The 16,781-nt window shown below is 57.2% G+C and carries 14 protein-coding genes; 4 read left to right on the top strand and 10 right to left on the bottom strand.

The features are described from left to right. Position 1: 1 nt before the first annotated feature. The 10 genes from JFU47_RS23340 to rpsB all read right to left on the bottom strand — a co-directional run bounded on the left by JFU47_RS23340 (position 2) and on the right by rpsB (position 10,472). Positions 2–505 (bottom strand): OmpH family outer membrane protein, encoded by a 504-nt coding sequence (locus JFU47_RS23340; RefSeq protein WP_123365857.1) that lies wholly within the window; start codon positions 503–505, stop codon positions 2–4. A gap of 45 nt (positions 506–550) precedes the next feature. Further along, positions 551–2,929 (bottom strand): outer membrane protein assembly factor BamA, encoded by a 2,379-nt coding sequence (bamA, locus tag JFU47_RS23335; RefSeq protein ID WP_123365856.1) that lies wholly within the window; start codon positions 2,927–2,929, stop codon positions 551–553. Positions 2,930–3,003: 74 nt separating this feature from the next. Beyond that, a complete protein-coding gene (gene rseP, locus JFU47_RS23330) occupies positions 3,004–4,356 on the bottom strand; it encodes a sigma E protease regulator RseP (RefSeq protein ID WP_140677646.1) in 1,353 nt (450 codons plus the stop codon). A 53-nt stretch (positions 4,357–4,409) separates the two neighbouring features. Further along, a complete protein-coding gene (ispC, locus tag JFU47_RS23325) occupies positions 4,410–5,600 on the bottom strand; it encodes a 1-deoxy-D-xylulose-5-phosphate reductoisomerase (RefSeq protein WP_201185925.1) in 1,191 nt (396 codons plus the stop codon). Beyond that, complete coding sequence (locus JFU47_RS23320; RefSeq protein ID WP_201185923.1) at positions 5,597–6,403, bottom strand: phosphatidate cytidylyltransferase; 807 nt, start codon at positions 6,401–6,403, stop codon at positions 5,597–5,599. The genes ispC and JFU47_RS23320 overlap by 4 nt, the downstream gene beginning before the upstream one ends. Next, positions 6,403–7,158 carry a polyprenyl diphosphate synthase gene (gene uppS, locus JFU47_RS23315; protein ID WP_123365853.1) on the bottom strand — a complete coding sequence of 252 codons (756 nt, stop codon included), beginning with the start codon at positions 7,156–7,158 and terminating at the stop codon, positions 6,403–6,405. The genes JFU47_RS23320 and uppS overlap by 1 nt, the downstream gene beginning before the upstream one ends. A 13-nt stretch (positions 7,159–7,171) precedes the next feature. After that, positions 7,172–7,729: a ribosome recycling factor gene (gene frr, locus JFU47_RS23310; protein ID WP_008028968.1), complete on the bottom strand. Its 558-nt coding sequence runs from the start codon at positions 7,727–7,729 to the stop codon at positions 7,172–7,174. After that, positions 7,726–8,469 carry a UMP kinase gene (pyrH, locus tag JFU47_RS23305; protein ID WP_048719949.1) on the bottom strand — a complete coding sequence of 248 codons (744 nt, stop codon included), beginning with the start codon at positions 8,467–8,469 and terminating at the stop codon, positions 7,726–7,728. Before pyrH ends, frr begins: the two co-directional genes overlap by 4 nt. Before the next feature lie 209 nt (positions 8,470–8,678). Beyond that, positions 8,679–9,542 (bottom strand): translation elongation factor Ts, encoded by an 864-nt coding sequence (tsf, locus tag JFU47_RS23300; RefSeq protein ID WP_033056302.1) that lies wholly within the window; start codon positions 9,540–9,542, stop codon positions 8,679–8,681. Between the two features lie 192 nt (positions 9,543–9,734). After that, entirely contained in the window at positions 9,735–10,472 is a 738-nt protein-coding gene (gene rpsB / locus JFU47_RS23295) for a 30S ribosomal protein S2 (protein WP_003219330.1), read from the bottom strand. Between the two features lie 373 nt (positions 10,473–10,845). Between rpsB and map the strand changes: the two genes are divergently transcribed. From map to JFU47_RS23275, 4 genes are all read left to right on the top strand, one after another. Then, entirely contained in the window at positions 10,846–11,628 is a 783-nt protein-coding gene (gene map, locus JFU47_RS23290) for a type I methionyl aminopeptidase (protein ID WP_201185921.1), read from the top strand. 45 nt (positions 11,629–11,673) lie between these two features. Beyond that, entirely contained in the window at positions 11,674–14,376 is a 2,703-nt protein-coding gene (locus JFU47_RS23285) for a [protein-PII] uridylyltransferase (RefSeq protein WP_123365850.1), read from the top strand. A 43-nt stretch (positions 14,377–14,419) separates the two neighbouring features. Continuing rightward, the gene (gene dapC, locus JFU47_RS23280; RefSeq protein ID WP_201185919.1) at positions 14,420–15,619 is read left to right on the top strand and encodes a succinyldiaminopimelate transaminase; all 1,200 of its coding nucleotides are present in this window, start codon (positions 14,420–14,422) and stop codon (positions 15,617–15,619) included. Positions 15,620–15,991: 372 nt separating this feature from the next. Next, positions 15,992–16,642 (top strand): hypothetical protein, encoded by a 651-nt coding sequence (locus JFU47_RS23275; RefSeq protein ID WP_201185917.1) that lies wholly within the window; start codon positions 15,992–15,994, stop codon positions 16,640–16,642. Positions 16,643–16,781 lie beyond the last annotated feature (139 nt).

The raw sequence follows: 16,781 nt of genomic DNA, 5'->3' as shown, positions 1-16,781 counted from the left end.
ATTACTTCAGCTGATTCATGCGCTCGATAACCTGGCGAGTGATGTCGTACTGAGGTTTGACATCAATCACTGCGCCACGCTCGAAGACCAGGTCAAAAGCACCTTTCTTGATGACTTCTTCCACAGCGCTGTCCAGTTTCGGCTTGAGCTGTTTCAGCATTTCACGGTCGGCAACGGCTTTGGCTTCGTTCAGTTCCTTGGACTGGAACTGGAAGTCACGGGCCTTCTGCTTGAATTCGAGTTCCAGGCGTTCACGCTCACCTTGCTGCATCTTGTCGCCGCCGGCCATCAGACGGTCCTGGATACCTTTGGCACTGCTTTCCAGAGTCTTGAGTTTGCTCAGCTGTGGGCCGAACTTCTTCTCGGCATCAACGGCGTACTTCTTGGCCGCATCGGATTCCAGCAGAGCCATCTGATAGTTCAGAACGGCGATTTTCATGTCGGCAAAAGCCGGACCTGCTACCAGTAAGGTCGCCAGGAGAACCAATTGAGTCAACTTACGCACGATGCACTCCTACAAAATCCATTGTCGTTATCTTGGGTCAGACGCTTAGAACGTCTGGCCGAGGGAGAATTGGAACACTTGAGTCTCGGCATTGCTGTCCGGTTTTTTGACTGGCATCGCCAAGGCGAAGCTCAACGGACCAAGGGCGGTAACCCATGTCACACCGACACCTACCGAACTGGCCATATTGCTCAGGCTGACATCGTTACACTGAGTGTTGGACTTCGAACCATCGGCGTTAGTGCTCTGCTTGCAAGTCGAATCGAACACATTACCCACGTCCCAGAATACTGAAGTGCGCAAGGAACGCTGATCTTTCACGAACGGCAGAGGGAACAGAACTTCTACACCACCCTGAATCAGGACGTTACCACCAAACGGTAGTGGATCCTGATCCGGGTCGGCTGTGGTCCCAGGGTTCACGCCACGGCTCGGAGTACTACGAGGCCCCAGAGTGCTGTCCTTGAAGCCACGTACCGAGTTGAAACCACCAGCATAGTAGTTTTCATAGAACGGCAAGCCATCGGTCGAACCATAACCATCGCCATAACCCAGTTCGGTGTGGAGGCGCATGGTGTAATTTTCAGACAGCGGCTGGAACAATTGACCGCGGTAATCGAGCTTGAAGAACGACAAGTCGCTGCCCGGCGTCGTGGCTTCCGCGGTCAAGCTCTGGGAGTGACCACGGGTCGCCAGTACACCTTTGTTCAAGGTGGATTCTGACCAACCAGCCGATGCCTTGAAGTTGAGGTACTGATCGCCTTCCTTGTTAACGAAGGCGAAAATCTCGTCAACGGTGTACTGACCAGTCTTGATCTTGTCTTCCTGTGCAGACAGACCGAAGGTCAGACGCGAAGTCTCGCTGATCGGGTAACCAACGCTGACGCCTGCACCCAGGCTGTCTACGGCGTAGCTGGCTACGTTGACGTCGAGGTCTTTATAGTCGGTGGTGCGATAAAACGCGTTGTAACCCAGGCTCACGCCATCAGCAGTCCAGTACGGGTCGACGTAACCGAAGTTATAGCGGCTCTGGTATTGACTGCGGGTCAAGCCGATGCTGACTTTGTTACCCGTACCCAGGAAGTTGTTCTGGGTGATCGAACCACCGAGGATCAGGCCGGCACTCTGGGCGAAACCGACGCTAGCGGTAATCGAACCGGAGGCTTGCTCTTCAACGCTGTAGTTCACGTCCACCTGGTCGTCGACACCCGGCACGGCCGGCGTTTCGACGTTGACTTCCTTGAAGAAGCCCAGACGCTCAAGACGAGTCTTGGATTGGTCGATCAGGTAAGTCGAAGCCCAGCCGCCTTCCATTTGACGCATTTCACGGCGCAGCACTTCGTCTTCGGACTTGGTGTTGCCACGGAAGTTGATGCGGTTCACGTAGGCACGCTTGCCAGGATCGACGGCGAACGTGATGTCAACCGTGTGGTCTTCATCATGAGGCTGAGGCACGCCATTGACGTTGGCGAAGGTGTAACCCTCGTTACCCAGACGGCGGGTGATCAGTTCGGACGTCGTGGTCATCAACTTGCGCGAGAACACCTGGCCTTTCTGGACCAGCAGCAGGGACTTGACCTGGTCTTCAGGGACTTTCAGGTCGCCGCTCAGCTTGACGTCACGGACGGTGTACTTCTCACCTTCATTGACGTTGACGGTGATATAGACGTGCTTCTTGTCCGGGGTGATGGACACCTGGGTCGAAGCGATATCCATGTTGATATAGCCACGGTCCAGGTAGTAGGAGCGCAGACGCTCCAGGTCACCGGAAAGTTTTTCACGAGCGTACTTGTCATCGTTCTTGAAGAACGACAGCCAGTTGGTGGTCTTGAGTTCAAACAGGTCGATCAGGTCTTCATCAGGGAAGACGGTGTTACCCACCACGTTGATGTGCTGGATAGCAGCAACGGTGCCTTCGTTGATATTGACCTTCAACGCAACGCGGTTACGCGGCTGCGGCACCACTTCAGTGTCGACGGTAGCCGAGTAGCGACCCTGAGCGACGTATTGGCGCTGCAGCTCGTTACGCACACCTTCGAGGGTAGCACGCTGGAAGATCTCGCCTTCGGCCAGACCGGATTGTTTGAGGCCTTTCATCAGGTCTTCAGTGGAGATCGCCTTGTTACCCTCGATCTCGATACTGGCGACCGACGGGCGCTCGACTACCGTGATGACCAGGACGTTGCCATCGCGGCCCAGCTGGATATCTTGAAAGAAACCGGTTTTGAACAACGCACGAGTGGATTCCACCAGGCGACGATCATCCGCCTGTTCACCGACGTTCAACGGCAAAGCACCAAAGACGCTACCCGCGGAGACCCGCTGGAGGCCATTGACGCGAATATCAGAGATAGTGAAGGACTCGGCGTGAACTTCGGCGATCATCAATACGGTGAGAACCGCAGTTAGCAGCAGACGTTTCATGAAGTCCTTTCTTATTCCAACTGGCAATAAACAAACTGCCGCAAAATGCGGCAGATTCGCAATTCAGCGAAGCGTTACAGTCGACTCAGATCATTGACAAGAGCAAGCAACATCACCCCGATCACCAAACTGATACCGATCTGTATCCCCCAACCCTGCACCCGATCCGACAAGGGGCGACCACGCGCCCACTCGATCAGATAAAACAACAAATGCCCCCCATCCAGTACAGGAATGGGCAACAAATTCAGAACCCCCAAGCTAATACTCAGATAAGCAAGGAAATTCAGGAAATCAGCGACACCCGACTGGGCAGAAGCGCCCGCCACTTTAGCAATGGTTATCGGTCCACTCAAGTTTTTTACCGAGAGCTCACCGAACAACATTTTCTTGAGCGAATCGAGGGTCAGTACGCTCATGGTCCAGGTGCGTCGAGCACCCTCCCCAATCGCTGCCACAGGACCATAACTCACTTCGCGAATCATTTCTGGCGGCCAATCAACCGCCTTCACCCCAGCCCCCAGATAACCACTGGGTGCCTTCTTCTCGCCGCGAGCGGCCAGCGTCACAGGGACGTCGATTTGAGCACTATCACGCTCGACGCGCAGCATGATTTTGGTATCAGGGTGCATACGGACCGTGTCCACCACCTGCTGCCAGTCATCAAGCGACTTGCCGTCCAGAGCCAACAGTCGGTCACCGGTCTTCAAGCCAGCAGCCTGTGCCGGGCCTTTCGGATCAAGTTCGGCCAGAACCGGTGGCAGCGCCGGACGCCAAGGGCGCAAACCCAGCGAACGAATCGGATCCGGTTCATCGGCACCCTTGAGCCATTTATCCAGCATCAGCTCACGGGACGAATCCACTGTAGAACCCTGATCACGGACCAGCAACTGCAGGGAACCGCTCTCCCCAAGACGACGGACCAACTGCAGGTTCACCGCGGCCCAGCCGGAAGTTGGCTCGCCATCGATGGCAATGATTTCCTGGCCCGCGCTCAAACCAGCCTTGGCGGCGATACTGCCGGATTCGACTGCACCAATGACCGGGCGCACTTGCTCGCTGCCGAGCATGGCGAGCACCCAGAAAAAAATCATCGCCAGTAAAAAGTTGGCAATCGGACCCGCCGATACGATAGCGATACGCTGGCGGACGGATTTTCGATTGAAGGTTTGATCAAGCTGATCAGCCGGCACTTCGCCTTCGCGCTCGTCGAGCATTTTCACGTAACCGCCCAGAGGGATCGCGGCGACGACGAACTCAGTGCCTTTCTTGTCGTGCCAGCGCAGCAACGGCATACCGAAGCCCACGGAGAAACGCAGCACTTTGACCCCACAGCGACGTGCGACCCAAAAATGGCCGAATTCGTGGAAGGTGACCAGCACACCCAAAGCCACCAGGGTGCCGACAATCATATAGAGCGCGCTCATCTACTTTCTCCGCAATCCTGTCCAGTGCCGCATGGGTCAACGTATTGCAGCACTTACCGCCCGTGACGACTCAACCATTGTTCGGCAAGTACTCGCGCTTTTGCGTCAGCCGTGAACACTGCTTCGAGATCGTCAACCGCAACCACGGGCTCGAGATTCAATACTTCTTCGATGATACTCGCGATTTCCGGGTAGCGAACCCGCCCGTCGAGAAAGGCGGCGACCGCCACTTCATTCGCCGCATTCAGCACGGCCGGCGCGCTATTACCGGATTCAGCCGCCTGACGCGCAAGGCGCAGACACGGGAATCGCTCTTCATCAGGCGCCTGGAAGTCCAGCCGCGCAATTGCAAACAGGTCCAGCGGCGCAACACCCGAGTCGATTCGCTCCGGCCAGGCCAGCGCGTTAGCGATCGGCGTGCGCATATCAGGGTTACCTAACTGGGCCAATACCGAACCGTCGATGTAATCGACCAGCGAATGAATCACGCTTTGAGGATGAATCACCACTTCGACCTGGGACGGCTGCGCATCAAACAGCCAGCAGGCTTCGATTAACTCCAGCCCCTTGTTCATCATGCTGGCCGAATCCACCGAAATCTTGCGCCCCATGGACCAGTTCGGGTGGGCACACGCTTGCTCAGGGGAAACATGCACCAGTTCAGACACAGGTGTCTGTCGGAACGGACCGCCAGAGGCCGTGAGTAAAATCCGACGCACCCCGACGGCACCCAGTCCACGAGCGAAATCCTGTGGCATGCACTGGAAAATCGCGTTGTGCTCGCTGTCGATCGGCAGCAACACCGAACCACTCTTGCGCACCGCCTGCATGAACAGCGCACCCGACATCACTAGTGCTTCTTTGTTGGCCAGGAGGATTTTCTTGCCGGCTTCGACCGCCGCCAGAGTCGGTCGCAAGCCCGCGGCACCCACGATGGCCGCCATGACCGCATCGACCTCAGGATCGGAAGCAACCTGACACAGGCCTTCCTCTCCCACCAACACGCGGGTCGGCAGGCCTGCGGCGCGCAAGTCGTCCTGCAAGCCTCGGGCAGCACCCGCCTCAGGTACCACGGCGAACCGCGGCGTATGACGAACACACAGCGCCAACAGTTCGCTCAGACGGGTGAAACCGCTCAAGGCGAAAACCTGATATCGCTCGGGATGACGAGCGATGACATCAAGCGTGCTCAGACCAATCGAACCGGTCGCCCCCAGGACGGTAATCTGCTGCGGGCGGCTCACGGTGCCGCCATCCACAGCAGCACTGCAAACACTGGAATCGCTGCAGTCAGGCTGTCGATACGGTCCAGCACGCCGCCGTGACCCGGCAGCAGATTACTGCTGTCCTTGATCCCGGACTGACGCTTGAACATGCTTTCGGTGAGATCACCTACCACCGAGATAAACACGATGATGGCTGCACCAATCAGACCTTTGAACAGCTGCGCCACCGTCCAGTCTCGAACCAGACCGACAATGACAGTAATGATCAGACTCACCGCGAGGCCGCCATAGACGCCCTCCCAGCTTTTGCCGGGACTGACCTGTGGCGCCAGCTTGCGCTTGCCAAAGGCCCGGCCGGAGAAGTAAGCACCGATATCAGCGCCCCAGACCAGCACCATCACCGCCATGATCAGCCAGTTGCCCAAAGACTCCTGCTTGATCTGAATCAGACCTTGCCAGGCGGGCAGCAGGATCAGCAGACCGATCACCAGCTTGCAGGCAGCGCTGGACCAAAGTTCGCTGGAGCGCGGATAAGTCAGCACCAGATAGGTTGCAACACCCCACCAAAGCACCGAAGCGCCCAACACCCAAGGCGCGAGCCCAGGCACGACATGCATGACAAACAGCATCAACGCGGCCACAGCCGCATAGGCAACGCGGATCGGCTGCTCAGTGAAGCCCGCAAGGCGAGCCCACTCCCATGCACCGAGGATCACGATCAGCCCGATGAACAGCGCAAAACCGGTACCTTCGAGCAGGAAAAACCCGCACAGGGCAATCGGCAGCAGGATCAGCGCGGTGATGATTCGTTGTTTAAGCATTAAAACCGGGCTCCAGCCTCGACCTGCTCGCTCGTTTTACCGAAGCGGCGCTGCCGAGAAGCAAAATCGGCCAGCGCGGTACGCATGGCATCGTGTTTGAAGTCCGGCCAGAACAGGTCGGAGAAGTACAACTCGGCGTAAGCCAGTTGCCACAGCAGGAAGTTACTGATGCGGTGCTCGCCACCGGTACGGATGCACAAGTCCGGCAACGGCAAATCGCCGGTAGCCAGACAGGTTTGCAAGAGTTCCGGGGTAATGTCTTCCGGACGCAGGTGCCCAGCCTGAACTTCCCGAGCCAGACGCTGTGCGGCCTGCGCAATATCCCACTGTCCGCCATAGTTGGCAGCGATCTGCAGAACGAAGCGATTGGTGCCCGCCGTCATTGCCTCAGCTTCACGCATGGCAGCCTGAAGCTCTGGATGAAAGCGCGAACGGTCGCCAATGATGCGCAAACTGATGTTGTTTTCGTTCAGGCGCCTGGCTTCGCGACGCAACGCCTTGAAGAACAGATCCATCAAGGCGCTGACCTCGTCGGCCGGGCGCTGCCAGTTCTCGCTGGAGAAGGCGAACAGGGTCAATACTTCGACCCCGGCCTCGGCGCACACCTCGATCACCGCACGAACCGCATCCACGCCCGCTTTATGACCGGCGACACCCGGCATAAAGCGCTTTTTCGCCCAGCGATTATTACCATCCATGATGATCGCGACATGGCGCGGCACCGCGGACGGCGCAGTCTGCTTGGTCTTTTCCATGAAAACGCGACCCTTATACGGCCATCAGGTCTTTTTCTTTCTGCGCCAGATTCGCGTCGATTTCAGCCACGTACTTCTTGGTCAAATCGTCGATCTCGCCAGTGGCGCGGCGCTCTTCGTCTTCGCTGATTTCTTTTTCCTTGACCAGATCCTTGAGCTGGCTGTTCGCATCACGACGGATGTTGCGCACCGCAACACGGGCATCTTCAGCGACATCGCGAGCCTGCTTGGTGAAGCCCTTACGGGTTTCTTCGGTCAGGGCCGGCATGGAGATCAGCAGCAATTCACCCAGGTTGGTCGGATTGAGGTTCAGACCTGCGCTACCGATGGCTTTGTCGACGGCGCCCAGCATGTTGCGCTCAAAGGCAACGACTTGCAGGGTACGGGCGTCTTTGACGGTGATGTTCGCCACCTGCTTGATCGGAGTGTCGGAACCGTAATACGGCACCATCACGCCTTCAAGAATGCTTGGGTGCGCCTGGCCAGTACGAATACGGCCGAAGTTGTGCATCAGCGACTCGACGGATTTCTGCATACGCTCTTTAGCGTCTTTCTTGATTTCGTTGATCATTGTTGGCCTTCCTCGATCAGGGTCCCTTCAGCGCCGCCATGCACGATGTTCAGCAGGGCGCCGGGCTTGTTCATGTTAAATACGCGCAACGGCATCTTGTGGTCGCGGCACAGGCAAATAGCGGTCAGATCCATTACGCCCAGCTTGCGATCCAGCACTTCATCGTAAGTCAGATGATCGAACTTCTCGGCATGCGGGTCTTTGAATGGGTCAGCGGTGTAAACACCGTCAACCTTGGTGGCCTTGAGCACCACGTCCGCGTTGATTTCGATGCCGCGCAGGCAAGCTGCCGAATCGGTGGTGAAGAACGGGTTGCCGGTACCGGCAGCAAAAATCACAACTTCCTTGGCATCCAGGTGACGCATGGCTTTGCGCCGATCATAGTGATCGGTTACGCCGACCATGGAAATAGCCGACATCACAATAGCGGTGATATTGGCTCGTTCCAGGGCGTCTCGCATGGCCAGGGCGTTCATCACAGTGGCCAGCATGCCCATGTGGTCGCCGGTGACCCGATCCATGCCGGCCGCGCTCAGCGCTGCACCGCGGAACAGGTTGCCACCGCCGATCACCAGGCCGACCTGAACACCGATGCCGACCAGTTGGCCGACTTCCAGCGCCATGCGATCCAGAACTTTCGGATCGATCCCGAACTCTTCCGAGCCCATCAGGGCCTCGCCGCTAAGCTTGAGTAGAATGCGTTTATAGCGAGCCTGATAACCACTGCCCTGCTGAGCCATTGCGAATCTCTCCTGCGGCGTATTTTAAAAATTCTTTGCGAGCTGTTTACAGCTGGCGTTCACTCTAACTTGGCGCTGCTTCAGCGCCATCGGAACATGGCTTTGTAAGCCAGTTCCAAAGGGAAACCAATTAAAAATTGGTGCCCCATCTGAAAAGAGGCTGCGCGCGTGAGCGGGCAGCCTCTTCAGGGCGACAGTTAAAAACTGTCTTATTGCTTGGCGGCAGCCAGCTGGGCAGCAACTTCTTCAGCGAAGTTGTCGACCGGCTTCTCGATGCCGTCGCCTACTTTGAAGTAGGTGAAGGAAACGATTTCAGCACCGGCTTTCTTGGCCAGTTCGCCAACCTTGATTTCAGGGTTCTTGACGAACGCCTGTTCAACCAGGCTCGCTTCAGCCAGGAACTTGCTGATACGGCCTTTGACCATGTTTTCAACGATGTTTTCCGGCTTGCCGGCGATCTTGTCAGCGTTGAGGGTCAGGAACACGCCTTTCTCACGCTCGACCGCTTCAGCGGAAACTTCCGATGGCAGCAGGAATTCAGGGTTGGTCGCCGCTACGTGCATGGCGATGTCCTTGGCCAGCTCAACGCTGCCGCCTTTAAGGGCAACCACAACACCGATCTTGTTGCCGTGCAGGTAACCACCAACAACGTCACCTTCAACGCGAGCCAGGCGACGGATGTTGACGTTTTCGCCAACCTTGCCGACCAGAACCAGGCGATCGGCTTCTTGAGCTGCGATCAGCGGAGCAACGTCAGTCAGTTTGTCAGCGAACGCTTTTTCAACGCTGGAAGCGACAAATGCCTTGAAGTCGTCCTGCAAAGCCAGGAAGTCGGTCTGCGAGTTCACTTCCAGCAGAACGGCGGATTTACCGTCTTCCTTAAGAGCGATAGCGCCTTCAGCGGCAACGTTGCCAGCTTTCTTGGCAGCCTTGATGGCGCCCGAAGCACGCATGTCATCAATGGCTTTTTCGATGTCGCCGCCAGCCTTGGTCAAGGCCTTTTTGCAGTCCATCATGCCTTCGCCAGTACGCTCGCGCAGTTCTTTGACCAACGCTGCAGTAATCTCTGCCATTTCAAAATTCCTCTTGGATAGGTTTTCAACCATTCCACCCGATCGAACGGGCGATCAATTCTTCCCGAACCACCCTTGCTGGCTGCTGCAGGCTACAGAGGCTGTAACTGCGCTGCCGACAAACGGTTTTCGAGGTGGCAAAAAGGGGGCCAAGCCCCCTTTTTGCTTACTGAGTCAACGCCAAGGCGTCAATTACTCAGCTGCTGCTACCGGAGCTTCTTCAACGAACTGCTCGGTGCCGCCAGCAACGTGGTTGCGACCGCGGATTACAGCGTCAGCCATCGAACCCATGTACAGCTGGATAGCGCGGATTGCGTCATCGTTGCCTGGGATGATGTAGTCAACGCCTTCCGGGCTGCTGTTGGTATCGACTACGCCGATAACCGGGATGCCCAGCTTGTTGGCTTCGGTGATCGCGATGCGCTCGTGATCAACGTCGATAACGAACAGAGCGTCTGGCAGACCGCCCATGTCCTTGATACCACCCAGGGAACGATCGAGCTTCTCAAGATCGCGAGTGCGCATCAGCGCTTCTTTCTTGGTCAGCTTGGCGAAAGTACCGTCTTCGGCTTGCACTTCAAGGTCACGCAGACGCTTGATGGAAGCACGGATGGTTTTGAAGTTGGTCAGCATGCCGCCCAACCAGCGGTGATCGACGTACGGCGAACCGCAACGTGCTGCTTCTTCAGCAACGATCTTGCCAGCGGAACGCTTGGTGCCGACGAACAGAATCTTGTTTTTGCCCTGGGCCAGACGCTCTACGAAAGTCAGAGCTTCGTTGAACATTGGCAGGGTTTTTTCAAGGTTGATGATGTGGATCTTGTTACGCGCGCCGAAAATGTACTTACCCATTTTCGGGTTCCAGTAACGGGTCTGGTGACCGAAGTGCACACCGGCCTTCAGCATATCGCGCATGTTGACTTGGGACATGATAGTTCCTTAATAAGTCGGGTTTGGCCTCCACGTATCCCAATGACCAACCAGCAGCATCAGCTGAAGGCACCCAGGTCATCGTGTCGACACGTGTGTGGATTTAGGCTTTTCAGGGGATCCCCGGAAAGCGGCGCATTTTATATCACAAGGCTGAAAAAAACGGAACCCGGATTGTTAAATCCTGGTCCGCGCCTTGGTTCCGCCCCTTGGAATCCTCCAAGAATGCGCCATTCTATAAGGAGAAGCGATGCACAGAGGCTCAGATTTGCGCTGCTCGTCTGTTAGAATCGCGTTTTTCAGGGCCGCGAAGATCGATCGCGCAACGCCCATCCCGTTTTAGAAGGCGCCATCGAGCGCAGAGAGAGCCTGTATGACCGTCACCCTCAAAACCCCAGAGGACATCGCAAAAATGCGCATCGCCGGCAAACTGGCCGCCGATGTGCTGGAAATGATTGCCGAACATGTCAAGCCGGGCATTACCACTGAAGAACTGGACCGCATCTGCCACGACTACATCGTCAACGAGCAGAAAGCCATCCCTGCCCCGCTCAACTACAAGGGCTTCCCGAAGTCGATCTGCACCTCGATCAATCACGTGGTCTGCCACGGCATTCCGAACGAGAAGGCCTTGAAGGATGGCGATACGTTGAACATCGACGTCACCGTCATCAAGGACGGCTACCACGGCGACACCAGCCGCATGTTCCACGTCGGCACTGTGCCGGTCTGGGCCGAGCGCCTGTCGCAAGTGACTCAGGAATGCATGTACAAGGCCATCGAAATCGTCAAACCCGGCTGCCGCCTGGGCGACATCGGCGAAGTCATCCAGAAGCACGCTGAAAAGAACGGCTTTTCCGTGGTTCGCGAGTTCTGCGGTCACGGCATCGGCAAGGTGTTCCATGAAGAGCCGCAGATCCTGCACTACGGCCGCGCCGGCACCGGCATGGAACTGAAAGCCGGCATGACCTTCACCATCGAGCCGATGATCAACCAGGGCAAAGCCGACACCAAGGTATTGGGCGACGGCTGGACCGCGATCACCAAGGACCGCAAGCTGTCGGCACAGTGGGAACACACCCTGCTGGTAACCGAAACGGGTTACGAGATCTTCACCCTGCGCGCCGACGACACCATCCCGCGCGTTTCGGCCTGATCCGGGCGCGCATCTCCTCAGCCTTATAGACAGGAAAGCCAATCGATGCCGCAGGTGGATCCCGAACTCTTCGACCGTGGCCAGTTCCAGGCTGAACTGGCCCTGAAGGCAAGCCCGATCGCGGCCTTCAAGAAGGCGATTCGCCAGGCCCGCGAGGTGCTCGACGAGCGCTTTCGCAGCGGCCGCGACATTCGCCGGCTGATCGAGGATCGCGCCTGGTTCGTCGATAACATCCTGCAAAAGGCCTGGGAGCAGTTCAATTGGAGCGAAGACGCCGACATCGCGCTGGTCGCGGTCGGCGGCTACGGTCGCGGCGAGTTGCACCCTTATTCCGACATCGATTTGCTGATCCTGCTGGACAGCGCCGATCATGAAGTTTTCCGAGATTCCATCGAGCGTTTTCTGACGCTGTTGTGGGACATCGGCCTTGAAGTCGGTCAGAGCGTTCGCTCCGTGGACGAGTGCGTCCAGGAGGCCCGCGCCGACCTGACGGTCGTCACCAACCTGATGGAAAGCCGTACCATCTGCGGCCCCGAGCGCTTGCGCCAGCGCATGCTGGACGTCACCAGCACCGCGCACATGTGGCCGAGCAAGGACTTCTTCCTGGCCAAACGCGCCGAGCAGAAGGCCCGTCACCACAAATACAACGACACCGAATACAACCTGGAACCCAACGTCAAAGGCTCGCCCGGCGGCCTACGGGATATTCAGACGATTCTCTGGGTGGCCCGTCGTGAATACGGCACCCTGAACCTGCGGGCCCTGGCCGGCGAAGGTTTCCTGGTCGAGAGCGAAAACGCCCTGCTGGCCTCCTCACAGGAATTCCTGTGGAAGGTTCGTTACGCCCTGCACATGCTCGCCGGCCGTTCCGAAGACCGCTTGCTGTTTGATCACCAGCGCACCATCGCCGGGCTGCTGGGTTTCAAAGGCGATGACGCCAAGCAAGCCATCGAAAACTTCATGCAACAGTATTACCGGGTGGTCATGAGCATTGCCCAGCTCAGCGACCTGATCATCCAGCACTTCGAGGAAGTCATCCTCGCGCCGGAAGACGAAGCGCCGCCGCAGCCGATCAACTCGCGATTCCAGCTGCACGACGGTTACATCGAGGCCCGCAACGACAATGTATTCCGTCGTACACCGTTCGCCATGCTGGAAATCTTCGTACTGATGGCCCAGCAGCCGGAAATCAAAGGCGTGCGCGCCGACACCATTCGTCTGCTGCGGGAAAATCGTCACCTGATCGACGATGACTTCCGCAACGACATCCGCAATACCAGCCTGTTTATCGAGCTGTTCAAGTGCAAGATCGGCATCCACCGCAACCTGCGAAGGATGAATCGTTACGGCATCCTCGGGCGCTACTTGCCGGAGTTCGGCTTCATCGTCGGACAGATGCAGCACGACCTGTTTCACATCTATACGGTCGACGCTCACACCCTGAACCTGATCAAACATCTGCGTAAGTTGCAGTACACCCAGGTGTCGGAAAAATTCCCGCTGGCCAGCAAGCTCATGGGCAAATTGCCCAAACCCGAGCTGATCTACCTGGCCGGCCTGTACCACGACATCGGCAAGGGCCGGCATGGCGACCACTCGGAAATTGGCGCGGTGGATGCCGAAGCCTTTTGCCAGCGCCACCAGTTGCCGGTGTGGGACAGCCGCCTGATCGTCTGGCTGGTGCAAAACCATTTGCTGATGTCGACCACCGCCCAGCGCAAGGACTTGTCCGACCCGCAGGTGATCCACGATTTCGCGCAGATCGTCGGCGATGAAACCCATCTTGATTATCTGTACGTGCTGACCGTCGCCGACATCAACGCCACCAACCCGACGCTGTGGAATTCCTGGCGCGCCAGTCTGTTGCGCCAGCTCTACACCGAGACCAAGCGAGCCTTGCGCCGCGGCCTGGAAAACCCGGTGGACCGCGAAGAGCAAATCCGCCAGACCCAGAGCGCCGCTTTGGACATCCTGGTGCGCGGAGGCACCGATCCGGACGACGTCGAGCAACTGTGGGCACAATTGGGCGATGACTACTTCCTGCGCCACACCGCCGGCGACGTGGCCTGGCACAGTGACGCGATCCTCCAGCAGCCGGCCGACGGCGGGCCGCTGGTGCTGATCAAGGAAACCACCCAGCGCGAGTTCGAAGGCGGCACGCAGATCTTCATCTATGCGCCGGACCAGCACGACTTCTTCGCCGTGACCGTGGCGGCGATGGACCAGCTCAACCTGAACATTCACGACGCCCGGGTTATCACCTCCAGCAGCCAGTTCACCCTCGACACCTACATCGTGCTCGACACCGACGGCGACTCGATCGGCGACAACCCGGCGCGGGTCAAACAGATTCGCGAAGGCCTGACCGAAGCCCTGCGCAACCCGGACGACTACCCGACCATCATTCAGCGTCGGGTGCCGCGCCAGCTCAAGCATTTCGCGTTTGCGCCACAGGTGACGATCCACAACGACGCCCAACGCCCGGTAACGGTGCTGGAGCTCAGCGCCCCGGATCGCCCCGGTCTGCTGGCGCGGATCGGCACAATCTTTCTAGAGTTCGACCTGTCACTGCAAAACGCCAAGATCGCCACCCTGGGCGAGCGCGTGGAAGACGTGTTCTTCATCACCGACGCGAACAACCAGCCGTTGTCGGACCCATTGCTGTGCAGCCGCTTGCAGGATGCAATCGTCGAACAGCTGACCGTCAGAAACGAACCCGATATCAAACTGTCGCACATCAGCATCTAGCCGCGCGCCAGGATTCAGCCGCTTTGAACGAGACCCCGTACCGATGAACAACGCTCTGACCCAATTGCAGCCCTACCCGTTCGAGAAGCTCCGCGCCCTGCTCGGCAGCGTCACGCCAAACCCGGACAAGCGTGCCATTGCGCTGTCCATTGGCGAGCCGAAACACCGTTCGCCAAGCTTTGTCGCCGAAGCCCTGGCAAGCAATCTGGATAAGATGGCCGTGTACCCGACTACCCTCGGCATCCCGGCTCTGCGTGAAGCCATCGCCGCGTGGTGCGAACGTCGTTTCAACGTCCCGCACGGCTGGCTCGACCCGGCGTGCAATGTGCTGCCGGTCAACGGCACTCGTGAAGCGCTGTTCGCCTTCACCCAGACCGTGGTCAACCGTGGCGACGACGCACTGGTGGTCAGCCCGAACCCGTTCTATCAAATCTACGAAGGCGCCGCGTTCCTCGCCGGGGCCAAGCCGCATTACCTGCCGTGCCTGGACGAAAACGGTTTCAACCCGGATTTCGATGCTGTTTCGCCAGACATCTGGAAACGCTGCCAGATCCTGTTCCTGTGCTCCCCAGGCAATCCGACCGGCGCATTGATCCCGGTTGAAACCCTGAAGAAGCTGATTGCCCTGGCCGACGAATACGACTTCGTGATCGCCGCCGACGAGTGCTACAGCGAACTGTACTTCGACGAACAAACCCCGCCGGCCGGCTTGCTCAGCGCCTGCGTGGAACTGGGCCGCAAAGACTTCAAGCGTTGCGTGGTGTTCCACAGCCTGTCCAAGCGTTCCAACCTGCCGGGCCTGCGCTCAGGCTTCGTGGCCGGTGATGCGGACATTCTCAAAGGCTTCCTGCTGTACCGCACCTACCACGGCTGCGCGATGCCGGTTCAGACCCAACTGGCCAGCGTTGCCGCGTGGAATGACGAAGTGCACGTGCGCGCCAACCGTGCGCTGTATCGCGAGAAATACGATGCGGTACTGGAAATCCTCAGCCCGGTGATGGATGTGCAGCGCCCGGACGGTGGTTTCTACCTGTGGCCGAATGTTGAAGGCGATGACGAGGCGTTCTGCCGCGATCTGTTTGTCGAGGAGCATGTGACTGTGGTCCCAGGTTCTTACCTGTCCCGAGAGGTGGATGGCGTCAACCCGGGTGCCGGTCGGGTACGGATGGCGCTGGTCGCGCCACTGGCGGAATGCGTGGAAGCCGCCGAACGTATTCGCGCGTTCATTACCCGCAAGCAGTAATACATGAAGCCGTGCCAGTCAATCTGGCACGGCAACTTGCATTATCAGGCCCTACTTCAATACAACCAACCCTATTCCATTATAAGACACCAAAGTTCATACAAAGCCATATTATTTTTCGAGCGCAATATCTGGCGACTCTAACAACATCAAGTAACACACCCCGCAAGCTCTCCACTTTACTAAACCTGTTACCAAACCTAAATTCTACTTCCGCAGAAAAACCTGCCCCCCACTAATAAAACAAGGAAGTTAGATCATGCATTTCACAGTAAGTTTTTCTATAACGACGCCCGAAGACTTCGAACCCCCCTGCAACTTTGCAATTACAGCGCACACCCCCACTCAGGTTTTCCCAGGAGTTGCAGAGTAATGTGGGCCAAGAAAAATCCTTCCAAATTCTGGACTCCCGGGCGCACTCTTCGCATCGCCTTTCTCAATGGCACCCAAGAATTCAAGGCCGCGACCATCTCAGCAGCCAACAATTGGCTGCCGCACATCAATTTAAAATTCGAATTCGTCGAGGGTAAAGAAGGCGACGTCCGCATACTTAGCGAGGAAGGAACGTTCTCATCCAACATCGGCACAGATGCACTGTTATCTACTGATGAACCAACAATGAAGCTCTGGCCACACTCATCCAACCACGCAGATTATTTTGCAGCCAATGTAATGCATGAATTCGGCCATATGCTGGGGGCAGAACATGAGCAAACCAACCCGACAGCAAACATCCCCTGGAACACGTCAGCCATTTATGCACAACATGGAATAACAGATAACCCTGAAGAAGACGACTACCAAGCCAGAGTGATGCGAGAAAGACTGCACCAATGGTATCTGGATCGCGCAGACCCCGACGCAAGCGTTTATTCAGAGTACGACCGAGAGTCGATCATGCACTACGTCATCCGCCAATCCTGGACCGAAGGCGACTTCCAGATTTTTCTCAATTTTGATCTCAGCGAAAAAGACAAGGCCTTCATGGCGAAGGCTTATCCCTACCCGGCAGAAAACGAATAACCTTCCATTAAAGGTGAGTTTATTTGACTTGCCCATGGTTCGCTTCGCTTAAATCAAGTTCCCCCAATACTTCGCACAGCACGTCATCACCGATCTGGTGGTGACAGCTCAAACTGCTAAAACTCCAAAACGCTGCGCC

It is taken from the genome of Pseudomonas sp. TH39(2020), assembly GCF_016650715.1.
Taxonomy (GTDB): domain Bacteria; phylum Pseudomonadota; class Gammaproteobacteria; order Pseudomonadales; family Pseudomonadaceae; genus Aquipseudomonas; species Aquipseudomonas mandelii_C.
The sequence above is the reverse complement of the archived record's forward strand: the minus strand, read 5'-3'. Positions and strand labels throughout refer to the sequence as shown.